Here is a 14585-nt window from a genome sequence, read left to right as displayed (position 1 = left end):
ATTGCGCTGGAGGCCGTTTTTGGTGCCAAGCCTTCGGGCTAGGCGCGCCCGGCCTGCAGGAACAACTGGTAAGCCGGGTTCAGCGTTTCTTCCACGTACGGGTAGCCCAGTGTGGCCAGGAAAGCGTCGAACGCCGCCGCATCGCCCGGCGGCACCTGCATGCCCACCAGAATGCGCCCGTAGGCGGCGCCCTGGTTGCGGTAGTGGAACAGGCTGATGTTCCAGCTCGGCTGCATCAGGCTCAGGAACTTGAACAGCGCCCCCGGCCGCTCAGGGAAGACGAAGCGCAGCAGCCGCTCCTCCTGCGCGAGCGCCGAGCGGCCGCCCACCAGGTGGCGCAGGTGCTCCTTGGCCAGTTCGTCATGCGTGAGGTCGAGCGCCTCGAACCCGTGGCGCTGGAAGTTGCGGGCGATCTTTTCCGACTCGCCCTTGCCGTGCGTGGTCAGGCCCACGAACACGTGGGCGCGCGCGGCGTCGCTGATGCGGTAGTTGAACTCGGTCACGTTGCGCGGGCCGCCGGGCAGTTCCCCCACCACCTCGCAGAACCGCTTGAAGCTGCCGCGCTCTTCCGGAATGGTGACCGCCAGCAGGGCTTCGCGTTCCTCGCCCACCTCGGCGCGCTCGGCCACGAAGCGCAGGCGGTCGAAATTCATGTTGGCGCCGCACAGGATGGCCGCGTAGGTCTCGCCCCGCGTCTTGTGCGTATCCACGTACTGCTTGATGGCGGCCACGGCCAGGGCGCCGGCCGGCTCCACGATGCTGCGCGTGTCCACGAAGATGTCCTTGATCGCGGCGCACACGGCGTCGGTGTCCACGGTCATGAATTCGTCCACCAGGCCCTTGGCCACGCGGAAGGTCTCCTCGCCCACCAGCTTGACGGCCGTGCCGTCGGAGAACAGGCCCACGTCGGCCAGTGTGACCCGGCTGCCGGACGCCACGGATTGCGCCATGGCGTCGGAATCGTTCATCTGCACTCCGATCACGCGGATCTCGGGGCGCACTGCCTTGATGTAGTTGGCCACGCCGCTCACCAGCCCGCCGCCGCCGATGGCGACGAACACGGCATCGAGCCGGTTGCTGCCCAGGCTCTGCAGCTGGCGCAGGATTTCCATGGCGATCGTGCCTTGGCCGGCGATCACGTCGGGATCGTCGAAGGGGTGTACGAAGGTCAGGCCCTGGGCCGCCTGCAGCTGTGCCGCGTGCTCATAGGCGTCGGAATAGCTGTCGCCGTGCAGCACGACCTCGCCGCCCAGCGTCCGGACGGCATCCACCTTGAGCTGGGGCGTGGTCGTCGGCATGACGACGACGGCGCGGGTCCCCAGCTTGTGCGCGCTCATCGCCACGCCTTGGGCATGGTTGCCAGCCGAGGCGCAGATCACGCCCTTTTGCAACTGCTCGGGCGACAGGTGCGCCATCTTGTTGTAGGCGCCCCGCAGCTTGAAGCTGAACACCGGCTGCTGGTCCTCACGCTTGAGCAGTACCTGGTTGTGGAGCCGGCGGCTCAGCGCCTTGGCGGGTTCCAGGGCCGATTCGACCGCCACGTCGTAAACGCGGGCCGTGAGGATCTTCTTCAGGTAGTCCAGGGGCGTGAGGTGCTGGGTCATGTCGTGCGGATCGTTGCCGCGCCGGTCGCGGGCAGGGCCGCCATCATAGGCGGTGGCCCGACGCTGCTGCCGTCGTGCGCAGGGCAAAAAAAACGGCCCCGGACTGTGAAGTCCGGGGCCGAATCCATCCTTTGAGGAGATGGAGGAGACAATGGGTGCGAACAAGCCGTTTGGGCTTGCTGTCCACCCTTTCGGGCAGCGCATGGTGCGAAGTGTAGCCCAAACCATGCTGCGTTGCAGCAAAATTGATAGATCATCCCAGGATGGAAACGCGGTTTTTCGCTTTTTTTGATGGAGAAAAACAACATGGAATGCACAGTTACCTGGACGGGCGCCACGGGCACCCGGTCCGGTATGGGATTCATCGCCGAAACCGGCAGCGGCCATGTCCTGGCCATGGACGGCGCGCCCGATGCTGCCAACCCCGCCAACGGGGGGCAGAACCTGGCGCCGCGCCCCATGGAGACAGTCCTGGCCGGCACGGGGGGGTGCACGGCCTACGACGTCGTGCTGATTCTCAAGCGCGGCCGGCACGATGTCCGCGGCTGCAGCGTCAAGCTCACCTCCGAACGCGCGCCGGTCGATCCCAAGGTGTTCACCCGCATCCACATGCAATTCACCGTGACGGGCAAGGCGCTGCCTGCGGCGGCGGTCGAACGTGCGATCGCCATGAGCCACGAAAAATACTGTTCCGCCAGCATCATGCTGGGCAAGATGGCGGAGATCACCACGGGCTTCGACATCGTCGAGGGGTGATCGGCCTGGCGGCGCGCTGACGGCGGCCACTGCACCGAGGGCATTCCTTCAGATGCGGTGCGCCACCGTGGTCATGCACTTGGCGGCGGCCTTCATCAGCAGGCGCACCGGGGCCGGCAACTCCTGGCCGCCCGCGGCCAGGGCGCCGCTCGCGTGCCGCTCTTCGTCGCTCTTCATGCGTGCCACGACCGAGCGGGACGCCAGGTCCTGCGCCGGCAAGCGCTCCAGATGGCTTTGCAGGTGCTGCGCCACCTGCCGCTCGGTTTCCACCACGAACCCCAGGCTCACCCGGTCGCTGACCTGGGCGGCAGTCCATCCGATGGCGAACGCCCCGGCGAACCAGAGCGGATTGAGCAGGCTCGGCCGGTCGCCCAGGGCGTCGAGCCGCTCGCGGGTCCAGGCGAGATGATCCGTTTCCTCTCGCGCCGCCTCCAGCAGGTGGGCGCGCAGGTGCGCATCGCGCGTCACGGCGGCCTGGCCGGTGTAGAGTGCCTGGGCACACACTTCGCCCACGTGGTTCACCCGCATGAGCGCGCCTGCCAAGCGTTTTTCCGCGGGCGAGAGGTTGGCTTCAGAATGGGCGCGTGCCGGTGAGGGCTCCCCTGCCCGGGGCTTGGCGAAGAGGGTGCGCAGTGCGGTATCGACCGCCGTCAGAAGTGGATCCATGGAAAAATCGGGTGAAGTTCGAAAGCGCTACAAAATTTTCGAATGGATACAAAAATGCGAGCATCCTTTGCCCGCTGGGCGCCGCGATAAGTCAGTTCCGTGACGCCCCAAGGGTTGTTGCAACACAGCAACGATTTGGGCCTTTCGGTGCAATTGTGAGGGAATTCCTTTGCGAAACGGACGTGGCTCTGTTGCAATAAGGACAACTTCCCCACCAGGAGGTTGGCCCGGGGATCCGGCGGACTGCGCTTGTGCATCTCAGCCCCCCGAACCGGCGCCCTCGTTTAACCTTGGAGTAACTCGCAATGAAAAAATCCCTGATTGCCCTGGCTGTGCTGGCTGCTTCCGGCGCTGCAATGGCTCAATCTTCCGTCACGATGTTCGGTATCGTTGATGCAGGCGTTGGCCGCATCTCCGCCGACAATTCCGTGACCGGCGTGTACAACAGCGGCAATGCAACCAGCCGTCTGGGTTTCCGCGGCGTTGAAGACCTCGGTGGCGGTCTGAAGGCTGGTTTCTGGCTCGAAGGCGCTATCCAGAACGACACCGGCACCGGTGCTGGCGGCGGCGCTACGGGTCCTGGCTTCGAATTCAAGCGCCGTTCCACGGTCAGCCTGATGGGCAACTTCGGTGAAGTTCGTCTGGGTCGTGAACTGACGGCTGGCTACGACAAGCCCAGCTCGTACGATCCGTTCGGCCAAGTCGGCGTGGGTAACTTCCTGGGCTTCGGCATCGGCGGTCAACCTTTCCGTATCGGCAACGGCGTGAGCTACCGCACCCCTGGCAACCTGGGTGGCTTCTTCGGTACCGTGCACTACGCTTTCGGCGAAACGCCTTCCAACGCTGCCTATGACAAGGCTGGCAACTACCTCGGCCTGGCCGGTGGCTACGAAAACGGTCCTCTGAGCGTGACCCTGGCAGCTGACAAGCTGCGCGGTGCTACGGCTCCTCAAGACGTGACCACGTACTCCATCGCTGGTTCGTACGATCTGGGCGTCGTGAAGCCAATCTTCATCTGGCACCAAGAAAAGAACAACGCTGCTGTGCAAACGAAGTACAGCACGTACCTGATCGGCCTGACCGCTCCTGTCGGTCCTGGCACGGTGAAGGCTTCGTTCGCGAACCTGGACCTGAAGAACAGCAGCGCCGATTCCCGCGTGCTGGCTCTGGGCTACGTGTATGACCTGTCCAAGCGCACCGCTGTGTACGGCACGATCGCTCACATGCAAAACAAGGGCGGCGCAACGCGTGTTCTGGCCAGCAACGGCCTGACCGGCGCTACCGCTCTGCCTGGCGAGAACGTCAACGGCTACCAAGTTGGTATCCGCCACTCCTTCTAATAGGGCGCTGACGCAAGTCAGCGGTTCTTGAGAAGAAAAAAAGCCGCCGACCTTCGGGTCGGCGGCTTTTTGCATTGGTGTCCCCTGTGTCGCGTATGTAACAAAAGACTAGGGAAAACGCCTGTGGGTATGCTGCCATACGCTCTGTTCTGCAAAAACCGGGATTTCTAAAATGAATTTCCCTTATTCCAAGCAGAAAGAGACAACACATGCGTATTTCGTTTGTGACAAAGACCATCGCTGCTGCAGCGCTGGGTGTGGCCTCGCCATTGCTTTTCGCCCAGGCCAATACCAGTAGCGTGCAGCTGTACGGTATTGTGGATATGGCATATCGCCACACGAACAACGAAGGCCCGGCCGGCAGTCCCGGGGGCTCGCTGAACCAGATGGTGGGCGGCGGCATGTCTCAAAGCCGTTGGGGCATCAATGTGACCGAGGACCTGGGCGGTGGTCTGAAGGCCCTGGTCAATCTGGAGAACCGATTCGGGGCAGACACGGGAACCCCGGCGACGCCCTATTTCCAGCAGTCCTGGGTGGGCGTGCAGGGAGGCTTCGGACGGCTGACCATGGGCCGCCAATACAACATCCTGTTCGACCTGGTCACGAGCACCTACGCCTCCTATCCCTACTCCCCCTACATGGACGTGTACAAGCCGGAAATCGGCTTCGCACTGGGCGCGCGGGCCGACAACATGCTCAAGTACATGGCCGAGGTCGGTCCATGGCGGGGCGCATTGCAGTATTCGTTTGATGAGAAGAGCCCCACCGGTGGCAAGACGGCCGGGGGCTACCTGCGCTATGCAGCGGGCGGCCTGGCTGCTGGCCTGGGGTACCAGAACTACGAGTTCGCTTCGGGCAAGAAGGTCGATGCCTGGACCGTCGGTGGCTCCTACCGCCTGGGCGATTGGTACTTCAATGCGGGCTACGGCCAGAACAAGGTGGATGACGGCCTCACGGCGGTCGACCGGGCTGTGCTGGGCGCCATGTGGCAGGGCACGATCAACGGCGGCTTCGGTGGGCCGGCCTTCCTGGCTGCCAACAAGCGCACCATCTACAAGATCGGTGCGGGTTATCAGATCACGCCCCAGTTGAACATCGGTGCGCACTACTTCCGTGCCGAGCAGAAGGGCAGCACGGCGGCCGCCAAGGGCAAGGCGGACTTCTTCACGATGGCCTTCGACTACGCGTTCTCCAAACGCACTGACGCGTACCTCGAACTCGACCACACCAAGCTCAAGGGCGACCAGATCAGCCTGAGCAACGCGGCGGGCCAGGTCAATGGCGCCAAGAGCCGCACGGGCTACACGATCGGCCTGCGTCACCGCTTCTGACGGGCACTGGCTGCGCGCCCAGGCGCTGCCGTTCATCGATGCGAGCACCAGTCTCTTCGAAAGAGGCTGTCTGCACGGAGTGCACACGAAGGGCCGGGTGGCCCGCCAGCGCCGATCCGCGCAGGGCGGGGACTGGCACCTTCCTTGCATGGGTTTCCCGCTCATGCCAGATCCTGGGCCGGCCAGACCCCGGCTTCCAGCGACCTTCCGCATTCCTCAAAAAGGAAGCGGCATGTTCCACGCTTTATCCAAGAGGGTTCCATGAAGCTCATCACTGCCATTGTTTCGGGCGCTGCCGCCTGTGCGATCCTCGCGTCGCCCCTGGCTCATTCCAAGACGTTCAAATGGGCCAGCCAAGGCGAAATCTCCACCTGGGACATCCACTCGCAGAACAATGCCCTGCAGAACGGGCTGCACGCGAACGTGTACGAAACGCTGACGTACTACAACAGCCGCACCTTCGAGATCGAACCCGTGCTGGCGACTGCGTGGCGCGAGGTGAGCCCCACGCAGGTGCGCTTCACGCTGCGGCAGGGCGTCAAGTTCCATGACGGCTCGGCGTTCACGGCCGACGATGCGGTGTATTCGCTCTCCCGGGCCATGGCCAAGACCTCCAACTACACGCCGTTCGTACAAGGTTTCGACCGGATCGTGAAGGTCGATGCCCAGACGTTCGACATCTTCCTCAAGTCGCCCAATCCCGTGCTGCTGCGCCAGCTGACCGAGCTGCGCATCATGAGCAAGGCCTGGGCCGAAAAGAACAAGTCCGTGGAGCCCAAGGACATCAAGGGCACCGACGAGAACTTCGCGCACCGCAATGCCATGGGCACGGGGCCGTACACCCTCGAGTCCTGGCAGCCGGACGTGCGCATGGTGTTCAAGCGCAACCCGAACTGGTGGGGCACGATGGAAGGCAACGTGACGGAGATCATCTACACGCCCATCAAATCCGCGTCCACGCGCGTGGCGGCCCTGCTCTCCGGCGAGGTGGACATGGTGCTCGATCCCTCCCCGCAGGACCTGGCACGGCTGCGCTCCGGCGCCGACCTGAAGGTGGTCGATGGCGTGGAGAACCGCACCATCTTTCTCGGCATGGACCAGTTCCGCGAGGAACTGGTGGGCTCCAGCGTGAAGGGCAAGAACCCGTTCAAGGACGTGCGCGTGCGCCGTGCGCTCTACCAGGCCGTCGATGTGAACACGCTCACCCGCAGCATCATGCGCGGCCTGGGCAAACCGACCGGCACGCTGGTGGCGCCCCAGGTCGCGGGCTGGACCGAAGCGGTAGGCAAGCGCATGCCCTATGACGTCGAGGCCGCGAAGAAGCTCATGGCGGACGCCGGCTACGCCGACGGCTTCGAGGTGGACTTCGCCTGCCCCAACAACCGCTACATCAACGACGAGGCCATCTGCCAGGCCGTGACGGCCATGTGGGCGCGCATCGGCGTGAAAGCCAAGCTGCGCACGCTGCCGCAGGTGACGTACTTTCCGATGATCCAGCGCAGCGAGGCCAGCATCTACATGCTCGGCTGGGGCGTGCCGACGTTCGACTCGCTCTACAGCCTGCAGTCGCTGGTGCGCACCGTCGGCACGGGCGGCGACGGCAACTACAACGTGGGCCGCTACAGCAACGAGCGCATGGACTACCTCGTGGACCGCATCAAGGCGGAGACGGATGCACCGGTGCGCTCGCGCATGCTGACCGAGGCGCTGCAGCTGTCCAACGACACGGTTTCGCACATTCCGCTGTACGACCAGGTCATTCCCTGGGCCATGAAAAAGACGGTGGACGTGGTCCACCGGGCCGACAACCGCGTGGACATGCGCATGGTCAAGATCAATTGATGCACGCGATCCTGCCCAGGCTGCCAACCCGGCCTGGCGCTTGCCCAACTGCCGGCCGGGGGGTATTCGCGGCGATGGCCCATCCCCCTGCTAGCATGCCCGATTCACTCACGGTTCACTGATGCTTGCCTTTATTCTGCGACGCCTGATTCAGGCCGTCATCGTGATGATCGCGGTGGCCTTCATCTCCTTCATGCTGTTCCAGTACGTCGGAGATCCCGTCACCTTCCTGCTCGGCCAGGATGCCACGCCCGAGCAGATCCGTGAGCTGCGCGCGGCGCTCGGTCTGGACAAACCTTTCATCGTGCAGTTCTGGCACTTTCTGGTGAACGCCGCGCAGGGCGAGTTCGGCCTCAGCCTGCGCCAGGGCGCGAAGGTGTCGCGGCTGATCGCCGAGCGCTTTCCCGCCACGCTGGAGTTGGCCCTCGTGGCCGCCGTGCTCGCGCTGCTGATCGGCGTGCCGATGGGCGTGTATGCCGCCCTGCGGCGCGGCAGCTTCGCGAGCCAGCTGTTCATGACGCTGTCCCTGCTCGGCGTGTCGCTGCCCACCTTCCTGATCGGGATCCTGCTGATCCTCGTGTTCGCCGTGCACCTGGGCTGGTTCCCGAGCTTCGGGCGGGCCCGTCACGCAATTGGGCTGGTGGAGCACCGCGCTGCTGACCCCCAAGGGCTGGCACCACATCACGCTGCCGGCGATCACGCTGGCGATCTTCCAGCTCACGCTGATCATGCGGCTCGTGCGCGCCGAGATGCTGGAGGTGCTGCGCACCGACTACATCAAGTTCGCCCGCGCGCGCGGCCTGTCCGACCGGGCGATCCACTTCGGCCATGCCCTCAAGAACACGCTGGTGCCGGTGATGACCATCACCGGCCTGCAGCTGGGCGGCCTCATCGCCTTCGCCATCATCACCGAGACGGTGTTCCAGTGGCCGGGCATGGGCCTGCTGTTCATCCAGGCGGTCACCTTCGCGGACATTCCGGTGATGGCGGCCTACCTGTGCCTGATCGCGCTGATCTTCGTGGTGATCAACCTCGTGGTCGATCTGCTGTATTTCGCCGTCGATCCGCGCCTGCGCGTGGGCAAGGCTGGAGGGCACTGAGACATGGCGCAGGCGCTTCGCTTCAAGGCCGGGGGCCGGGCCTTCGCGCACATCGCGCAGTACCACCCCGAACTCACCGCATTCCGGCGGGACCTGCACGCCCACCCCGAACTCGGCTTCGAGGAGGTGTACACCGGGGCCCGCGTGAAAGAGGCCCTCAAGGTCTGCGGCGTGGACGAGATCCACGACGGCATCGGGCGCACGGGCATCGTCGCCGTCATCCGGGGGCAGGGCCGCGGCAGCCGCAGCATGATCGGCCTGCGTGCCGACATGGACGCGCTGCCGATGACCGAGCAGAACGATTTCGCATGGAAGTCCTGCAAGTCCGGCCTCATGCACGGATGCGGGCACGACGGGCACACCGCCATGCTGATCGGCGCGGCGCGCTACCTGGCCGCCACGCGCCAGTTCGACGGCACCGCCGTGCTGATCTTCCAGCCCGGCGAAGAAGGCTTTGCCGGCGCGCGGGTGATGGTGGAGGACGGCCTGTTCGAACGCTTTCCCGTGCAGTCGGTGTACGCCATGCACAACTGGCCCGCCATGAAGCCCGGCACCATCGGCCTGAACTCGGGCGCGATGATGGCCGCGGCCGACCGCGTGACGATCGAGATCACCGGCCGGGGCGGCCACGGCGCCCATGCCTACCAGACGGTGGACGTGGTGCTGGTGGCGGCGCACATCATCACCGCGGTGCAGGGCATCGTCTCGCGCAACGTGCGCCCCATCGACAGCGCCGTGATCAGCCTGTGCGCGATCCAGGCGGGCGATCTGGGCGCCTTCAGCGTGCTGCCTGGCACGGCCACGCTGGTGGGCACGGTGCGCAGTTTCGATCCGGTGGTGCAGGACATGGTGGAGCGGCGCATCCAGGAGCTGTGCAGCGCCATTGCGCTCGGCTTCGGCGCCACCGCCACGGTGCGCTACGAACGCATCTATCCGGCCACCATCAACACCGAAAGCCATGCGCAGTTCGCGGGCGACGTGGCCGAATCGCTGGTGGGCGGCGAGAACGTGGTGCGCGACATTGACCCCAGCATGGGCGCGGAAGACTTCTCCTTCATGCTGCAGAACAAGCCCGGCGCCTACCTGCGCATCGGCCAGGGCACGGGCCCGGGCAACAGCGCGCTGCACAACAACCGCTACGACTTCAACGACGACATCCTGCCGCTGGGCGCCGCGCTGCATGCCAGCCTGGTCGAGCAGGCCATGCCGCTGGCGAGCGCCTGACGCCCGCATCGGCCCGTGTGCGCACATCCCCCTTTTCTTCCTCAGGAGTCCCCATGAAATTCCAGACAAAAACGGCGTTGGCCCTGGCGATGGTCGCCATGGTGTCCGTCGCAGGGGCGCAGACCATCCGCGTGGCGAACCAGGGCGACGCCCTGTCGATGGACCCGCACTCGCTCAACGAATCGCTGCAGCTGAGCGTGACCGGCAACGTCTACGAGCCGCTCGTGGGGCGCAACAAGGACCTGAGCCTGGCGCCCGCGCTGGCCACCAGCTGGAAGATGACTTCGCCCACGGTCTGGCGCTTCGAACTGCGGCGCGGCGTGCAGTTCCACGACGGCACCCCGTTCACGGCGGACGACGTGCTGTTCTCGCTGGGCCGCACGCAGGTCGAGGGCTCGGACATGAAGAGCTACACGAACGACTTCAAGGAAGTGCGCAAGATCGACGACTACACGGTCGAGATCGAGACCCGCTCGCCCTATCCCATCCTGCCGGACGTGCTCACGCTCGTGTACATGATGAGCAAGAAGTGGTGCGAGACCAACCAGGCCACGACGCCGGTGGACCGCCGCAAGGGCATCGAGAACGCCGCGTCGTTCCGTGCCAATGGCACCGGGCCGTTCCGCGTGCGCGAGCGCCAGCCCAACGTGCGCACGGTGTTCACGCGCAATGGCAGCTACTGGGGCGCCATCGAGAGCAATGCCAGCGAGATCATCTACACGCCGATCGGCAACGACGCCACTCGCGTGGCGGCCCTGCTGTCGGGCGAGGTGGACGTGATGGAGCCCGTGCCGGTGCAGGACATCGAGCGCGTCAACACCAGCCCCAACACCCGCGCCGTGACGGGCCCCGAACTGCGCACCATCTTCCTGGGCATGGACCAAAAGCGCGACGAGCTGCTGTATTCCAGCGTGAAGGGCAAGAACCCCTTCAAGGACAAGCGGGTGCGGCAGGCGTTCTACCAGGCCATCGACATCGAGGGCATCCGCAAGACCGTCATGCGCGGCGCGGCCAACCCGTCCGCCCAGCTCGTCGGCCCCGGCATCAACGGCTTCCAGGCCGACATGAAGCGGCTGCCCTACGACGTGGATGCGGCCAAGAAGCTCATGGCCGAGGCGGGCTACGCCAACGGCTTCGAGCTGACGATGAACTGCCCCAACGACCGCTACGTGAACGACGGCCGCGTGTGCCAGGCGGTGGCGGCCAATCTTGCGCGCATCAACGTCAAGATCAATCTGCAGGCCGAGACCAAGGGCACCTATTTCCCGAAGGTGCTGCGCCGCGACACGAGCTTCTACATGCTGGGCTGGTCGCCCGCCACCTACGATGCGCACAACGCGCTGAACGCCCTCATGACGTGCGTGGACGACAAGGGCGCCGGCCAGTTCAACCTGGGCGCGTACTGCAACCCCAAGGTCGACGAGCTCACCCGGCGGATCCAGGCGGAAACCGACAAGACCCAGCGCAACGCCATGATCCGCGAGGCGTTCGCGATCCACGCCGCCGACATCGGCCACGTGCCGCTGCACCAGCAGGCGCTGGCCTGGGGCGTGAGCAAGAAGGTCAGGCTGGTGCAGATGGCCGACAACTTCATGCCCTTCAAATGGATGAGCATCGTCAAATGAGTGCCGCAGCGGCGTAGCCAACCAAGCAGGGCGCGCCGGCAAGGTGCCCGACCGAGGCGGTGGCCAGCCGGCGCCGCCGCAGTGAGTTTCCTGGGGTTTCCAAACACGATGAAAAAAACGCTCTTCCGATGGTTCGACAGCGATGTCGGCCACAGCTTTCGCACCTCGCCCGTGGCCATCGGCGCGGCGGTGATCGCGCTCATCTGCGTGTTCTGCTCGTTCTTCGCGGGCTGGGTCGCGCCGCACAACCCGTTCGATCTGACCACGCTCGAACTGGGCGATGCGCGGCTGCCGCCGGCCTGGAGCCCTGAAGGATCCACCAAGTACCTGCTGGGCACCGACGACCAGGGCCGCGACATCCTGTCCGCGGTGATCTACGGCGCGCGCATCTCGCTCATCGTGGGCTTCGCCTCGGTGGTGCTGTCGGTGGTGGTCGGCGTGGCGCTCGGGCTGCTGGCGGGCTTTCGCGGCGGCTGGGTGGATGCGGTGCTCATGCGCCTGTGCGACGTGATGCTGTCGTTCCCGGCCATCCTGGTGGCGCTGCTGATCGCCGGCGTGGGCCGCGCGGTGTTTCCCAACGCCCACGAGTCGCTGGCGTTCGGGGTGCTGATCATCTCGATCTCGCTCACCGGCTGGGTGCAATATGCGCGCACCGTGCGCGGCTCCACGCTGGTGGAGCGCAACAAGGAATATGTCCAGGCCGCGCGCGTGACGGGCGTCAACTCGCTGCGCATCATGCGCAAGCACGTGCTGCCCAACGTGATGGGCCCGGTGATGGTGCTGGCCACCATCCAGGTGGCGACGGCCATCATCACCGAGGCGACCTTGTCGTTCCTGGGCGTGGGCGCGCCGCCCACCTCGCCCTCGCTGGGCACGCTGATCCGCATCGGCAACGACTACCTGTTCTCGGGCGAGTGGTGGATCACGGTGTTTCCGGGCGCCATGCTGGTGTTGATCGCCCTGTCGGTGAACCTGCTGGGCGACTGGCTGCGCGACGCGCTCAACCCCCGCCTCCGCTGAAAGCACCCAATGAGCCTTCTCGAAGTCAAGAACCTCGTCGTCGAATTCCCCAGCCGCCGCGGCACCTTGCGCGCGCTGGACGACATCTCCTTTTCCATCGCGCCCGGTGAAATCCTGGGGGTGGTGGGCGAGTCGGGCGCCGGCAAGTCGCTCACGGGCGCGGCCATCATCGGCCTGCTGGAGCCGCCGGGGCGGGTGGCCTCCGGCCAGATCGTGCTGGAGGGCCAGCGCATCGACAACCTGTCGTCGCGCGAGATGCGGCACATCCGCGGCCGGCGCATCGGCGCGATCTTCCAGGACCCGCTGACCTCGCTGAACCCGCTGTACACGGTGGGCCAGCAGCTCGTCGAGACCATCCAGGCCCACCTGCCGGTGAACGCCGCCGAGGCGCGCCGCCGCGCCATCGACCTGCTCAAGGACACGGGCATCCCAGCCGCCGAGCAGCGCGTGGACCATTACCCCCACCAGTTCTCGGGCGGCATGCGCCAGCGCGTGGTGATCGCCCTGGCGCTGGCGGCCGAGCCGCAACTCATCGTGGCGGACGAGCCCACCACGGCGCTGGACGTGTCGATCCAGGCGCAGATCATCCAGCTGCTCAAGAACATCTGCAAATCGCGCGGCGCGGCCGTGATGCTCATCACCCACGACATGGGCGTGATCGCCGAGACCTGCGACCGCGTGGCGGTGCTGTATGCCGGCCGCGTGGCCGAGATCGGCCCCGTGCACGAGGTCATCAACCACCCGGCGCACCCCTACACGGCCGGCCTGATGGCGTCCATCCCCGACATGGAGCAGGAGCGCGAACGCCTGAACCAGATCGACGGCGCCATGCCCCGCCTGAACGCCATTCCCCAGGGCTGCGCCTTCAATCCGCGCTGCCCCCACACCTTCGACCGCTGCAAGGTGGAGCGCCCCGAACTGCTGCAGGCCGGCGCCACGAAAGCCGCCTGCTGGCTGCACGACCTGCCCAAGAAAGCCGCCGCATGAGCGCCCACACTCCCACCCCTTCGGCCAGCGCCAACGCCGCCGCCGGCAAGCCCCTGGTGCAGGCGCACGACCTGGCCAAGACGTTCGATGTGTCCGCCCCCTGGCTCAACCGCGTGCTGGAGCGCAAGCCGCGCACGCTGCTGCACGCCGTCGACGGCGTGAGCTTCGAGATCGAGCGCGGCAAGACGCTGGCGCTCGTGGGCGAATCCGGCTGCGGCAAGAGCACGGTGGCGCGGCTGCTGGTGGGCCTGTACGAGCCCACGCGCGGCGGCCTCACCTTCGACGGGCAGGACGCGCACGCGGCCTTCAAGGGCAAGGACGCCCAGGCCATGCGCCGCCGCATCCAGATGATCTTCCAGGACCCGTATGCCAGCCTCAACCCGCGCTGGCTGGTCGAGGACATCATCGGCGAGCCGCTGCGCGAGCACGGCCTCATCACCGACAAGGCCGAGCTGAAGGCCCGCGTGGGCGAGCTGCTGCAGTCGGTGGGCCTGTCGCCGCTGGACATGGTGAAGTACCCGCACCAGTTCTCGGGCGGCCAGCGCCAGCGCATCTCGATCGCGCGGGCGCTCGCCACCGAGCCGGAATTCCTCGTGTGCGATGAGCCCACGTCGGCGCTCGACGTATCGGTGCAGGCGCAGGTGCTCAACATCATGAAGGACCTGCAGCGCGAGCGGCACCTGACCTACCTGTTCATCTCGCACAACCTCGCGGTGGTGCGCCATGTGAGCGACCAGGTGGGCGTGATGTACCTGGGGCGCCTGGTGGAGCTGGCCGACAAGCGCGAGCTTTTTCGCCACGCCGCGCCACCCCTACACGCGCATGCTGCTGGACGCCATCCCCAAGATGCACGACACCGGCCGCTCGCGCACGCCGGTGCAGGGGGAGGTGCCCAATCCGCTGAACCCGCCGCCCGGCTGCGCGTTCAACCCGCGTTGCCCGCACGCCAACGACCGGTGCCGCACCGAGCGCCCGCAGTTGCTGAACCAGGGCGGCGCCCGCGTGGCCTGCCACGGCATCGAGGAAGGGCGCATTCTGCTGGTGGCGGTGCCCGTTCCCGCCGCGGTTTGATCGAAATCGGGCCGATGCC

General features: G+C 65.9%; 10 protein-coding genes and 2 pseudogenes. 10 read left to right on the top strand and 2 right to left on the bottom strand.

All coding sequences use genetic code 11. The annotated features are described in order from the left end of the window. Positions 1–38 precede the first annotated feature (38 nt). A complete protein-coding gene (gene ilvA, locus AC27IQ_RS02865) occupies positions 39–1604 on the bottom strand; it encodes a threonine ammonia-lyase, biosynthetic (protein WP_487088070.1) in 1566 nt (521 codons plus the stop codon). 306 nt (positions 1605–1910) lie between these two features. Here ilvA and AC27IQ_RS02860 point away from each other — a divergent pair, with 306 nt between their 5' ends. Beyond that, complete coding sequence (locus AC27IQ_RS02860; protein WP_284396445.1) at positions 1911–2360, top strand: OsmC family protein; 450 nt, start codon at positions 1911–1913, stop codon at positions 2358–2360. Positions 2361–2408: 48 nt separating this feature from the next. Here the strand turns inward: AC27IQ_RS02860 and coq7 are convergent, their stop codons facing one another. After that, complete coding sequence (gene coq7 / locus AC27IQ_RS02855) at positions 2409–3026, bottom strand: 2-polyprenyl-3-methyl-6-methoxy-1,4-benzoquinone monooxygenase (protein WP_284429859.1); 618 nt, start codon at positions 3024–3026, stop codon at positions 2409–2411. Positions 3027–3331: 305 nt separating this feature from the next. Here coq7 and AC27IQ_RS02850 point away from each other — a divergent pair, with 305 nt between their 5' ends. From AC27IQ_RS02850 to AC27IQ_RS02810, 9 genes and pseudogenes are all read left to right on the top strand, one after another. Further along, the gene (locus AC27IQ_RS02850) at positions 3332–4366 is read left to right on the top strand and encodes a porin (protein ID WP_284396449.1); all 1035 of its coding nucleotides are present in this window, start codon (positions 3332–3334) and stop codon (positions 4364–4366) included. 209 nt (positions 4367–4575) lie between these two features. After that, positions 4576–5697 carry a porin gene (locus tag AC27IQ_RS02845; RefSeq protein WP_487088067.1) on the top strand — a complete coding sequence of 374 codons (1122 nt, stop codon included), beginning with the start codon at positions 4576–4578 and terminating at the stop codon, positions 5695–5697. Positions 5698–5958: 261 nt separating this feature from the next. Next, the gene (locus AC27IQ_RS02840; protein WP_487088065.1) at positions 5959–7539 is read left to right on the top strand and encodes an ABC transporter substrate-binding protein; all 1581 of its coding nucleotides are present in this window, start codon (positions 5959–5961) and stop codon (positions 7537–7539) included. Positions 7540–7660: 121 nt separating this feature from the next. Continuing rightward, positions 7661–8639: pseudogene (locus tag AC27IQ_RS02835) on the top strand (ABC transporter permease). 3 nt (positions 8640–8642) lie between these two features. Then, positions 8643–9863: a M20 aminoacylase family protein gene (locus tag AC27IQ_RS02830; RefSeq protein ID WP_487088063.1), complete on the top strand. Its 1221-nt coding sequence runs from the start codon at positions 8643–8645 to the stop codon at positions 9861–9863. A 53-nt stretch (positions 9864–9916) separates the two neighbouring features. After that, entirely contained in the window at positions 9917–11488 is a 1572-nt protein-coding gene (locus tag AC27IQ_RS02825) for an ABC transporter substrate-binding protein (RefSeq protein WP_317352778.1), read from the top strand. Between the two features lie 108 nt (positions 11489–11596). Next, positions 11597–12508 (top strand): ABC transporter permease, encoded by a 912-nt coding sequence (locus tag AC27IQ_RS02820; protein WP_284405054.1) that lies wholly within the window; start codon positions 11597–11599, stop codon positions 12506–12508. Positions 12509–12517: 9 nt separating this feature from the next. Further along, positions 12518–13495, top strand: a complete 978-nt coding sequence (locus AC27IQ_RS02815; protein WP_272567463.1) for an ABC transporter ATP-binding protein — start codon at positions 12518–12520, stop codon at positions 13493–13495. After that, a pseudogene (locus tag AC27IQ_RS02810) lies at positions 13492–14566 on the top strand (ABC transporter ATP-binding protein). Before AC27IQ_RS02815 ends, AC27IQ_RS02810 begins: the two are co-directional and overlap by 4 nt. The last annotated feature ends 19 nt before the right edge of the window (positions 14567–14585 follow it).

This window comes from Acidovorax sp. KPB24-07 (assembly GCF_057543315.1).
Note: the sequence above shows the minus strand (reverse complement) of the source record. Positions and strands in the feature narration are given on the sequence as shown.

Bases quoted from the DNA above. Each gene is read 5' to 3' on its own strand.
- coq7 (WP_284429859.1), bottom strand. From the start codon at position 3,026: ATGGATCCACTTCTGACGGCGGTCGATACCGCACTGCGCACCCTCTTC.
- AC27IQ_RS02825 (WP_317352778.1), top strand. From the start codon at position 9,917: ATGAAATTCCAGACAAAAACGGCGTTGGCCCTGGCGATGGTCGCCATG.
- ilvA (WP_487088070.1), bottom strand. From the start codon at position 1,604: ATGACCCAGCACCTCACGCCCCTGGACTACCTGAAGAAGATCCTCACG.
- AC27IQ_RS02820 (WP_284405054.1), top strand. From the start codon at position 11,597: ATGAAAAAAACGCTCTTCCGATGGTTCGACAGCGATGTCGGCCACAGC.
- AC27IQ_RS02815 (WP_272567463.1), top strand. From the start codon at position 12,518: ATGAGCCTTCTCGAAGTCAAGAACCTCGTCGTCGAATTCCCCAGCCGC.
- AC27IQ_RS02840 (WP_487088065.1), top strand. From the start codon at position 5,959: ATGAAGCTCATCACTGCCATTGTTTCGGGCGCTGCCGCCTGTGCGATC.
- AC27IQ_RS02860 (WP_284396445.1), top strand. From the start codon at position 1,911: ATGGAATGCACAGTTACCTGGACGGGCGCCACGGGCACCCGGTCCGGT.
- AC27IQ_RS02850 (WP_284396449.1), top strand. From the start codon at position 3,332: ATGAAAAAATCCCTGATTGCCCTGGCTGTGCTGGCTGCTTCCGGCGCT.
- AC27IQ_RS02845 (WP_487088067.1), top strand. From the start codon at position 4,576: ATGCGTATTTCGTTTGTGACAAAGACCATCGCTGCTGCAGCGCTGGGT.
- AC27IQ_RS02830 (WP_487088063.1), top strand. From the start codon at position 8,643: ATGGCGCAGGCGCTTCGCTTCAAGGCCGGGGGCCGGGCCTTCGCGCAC.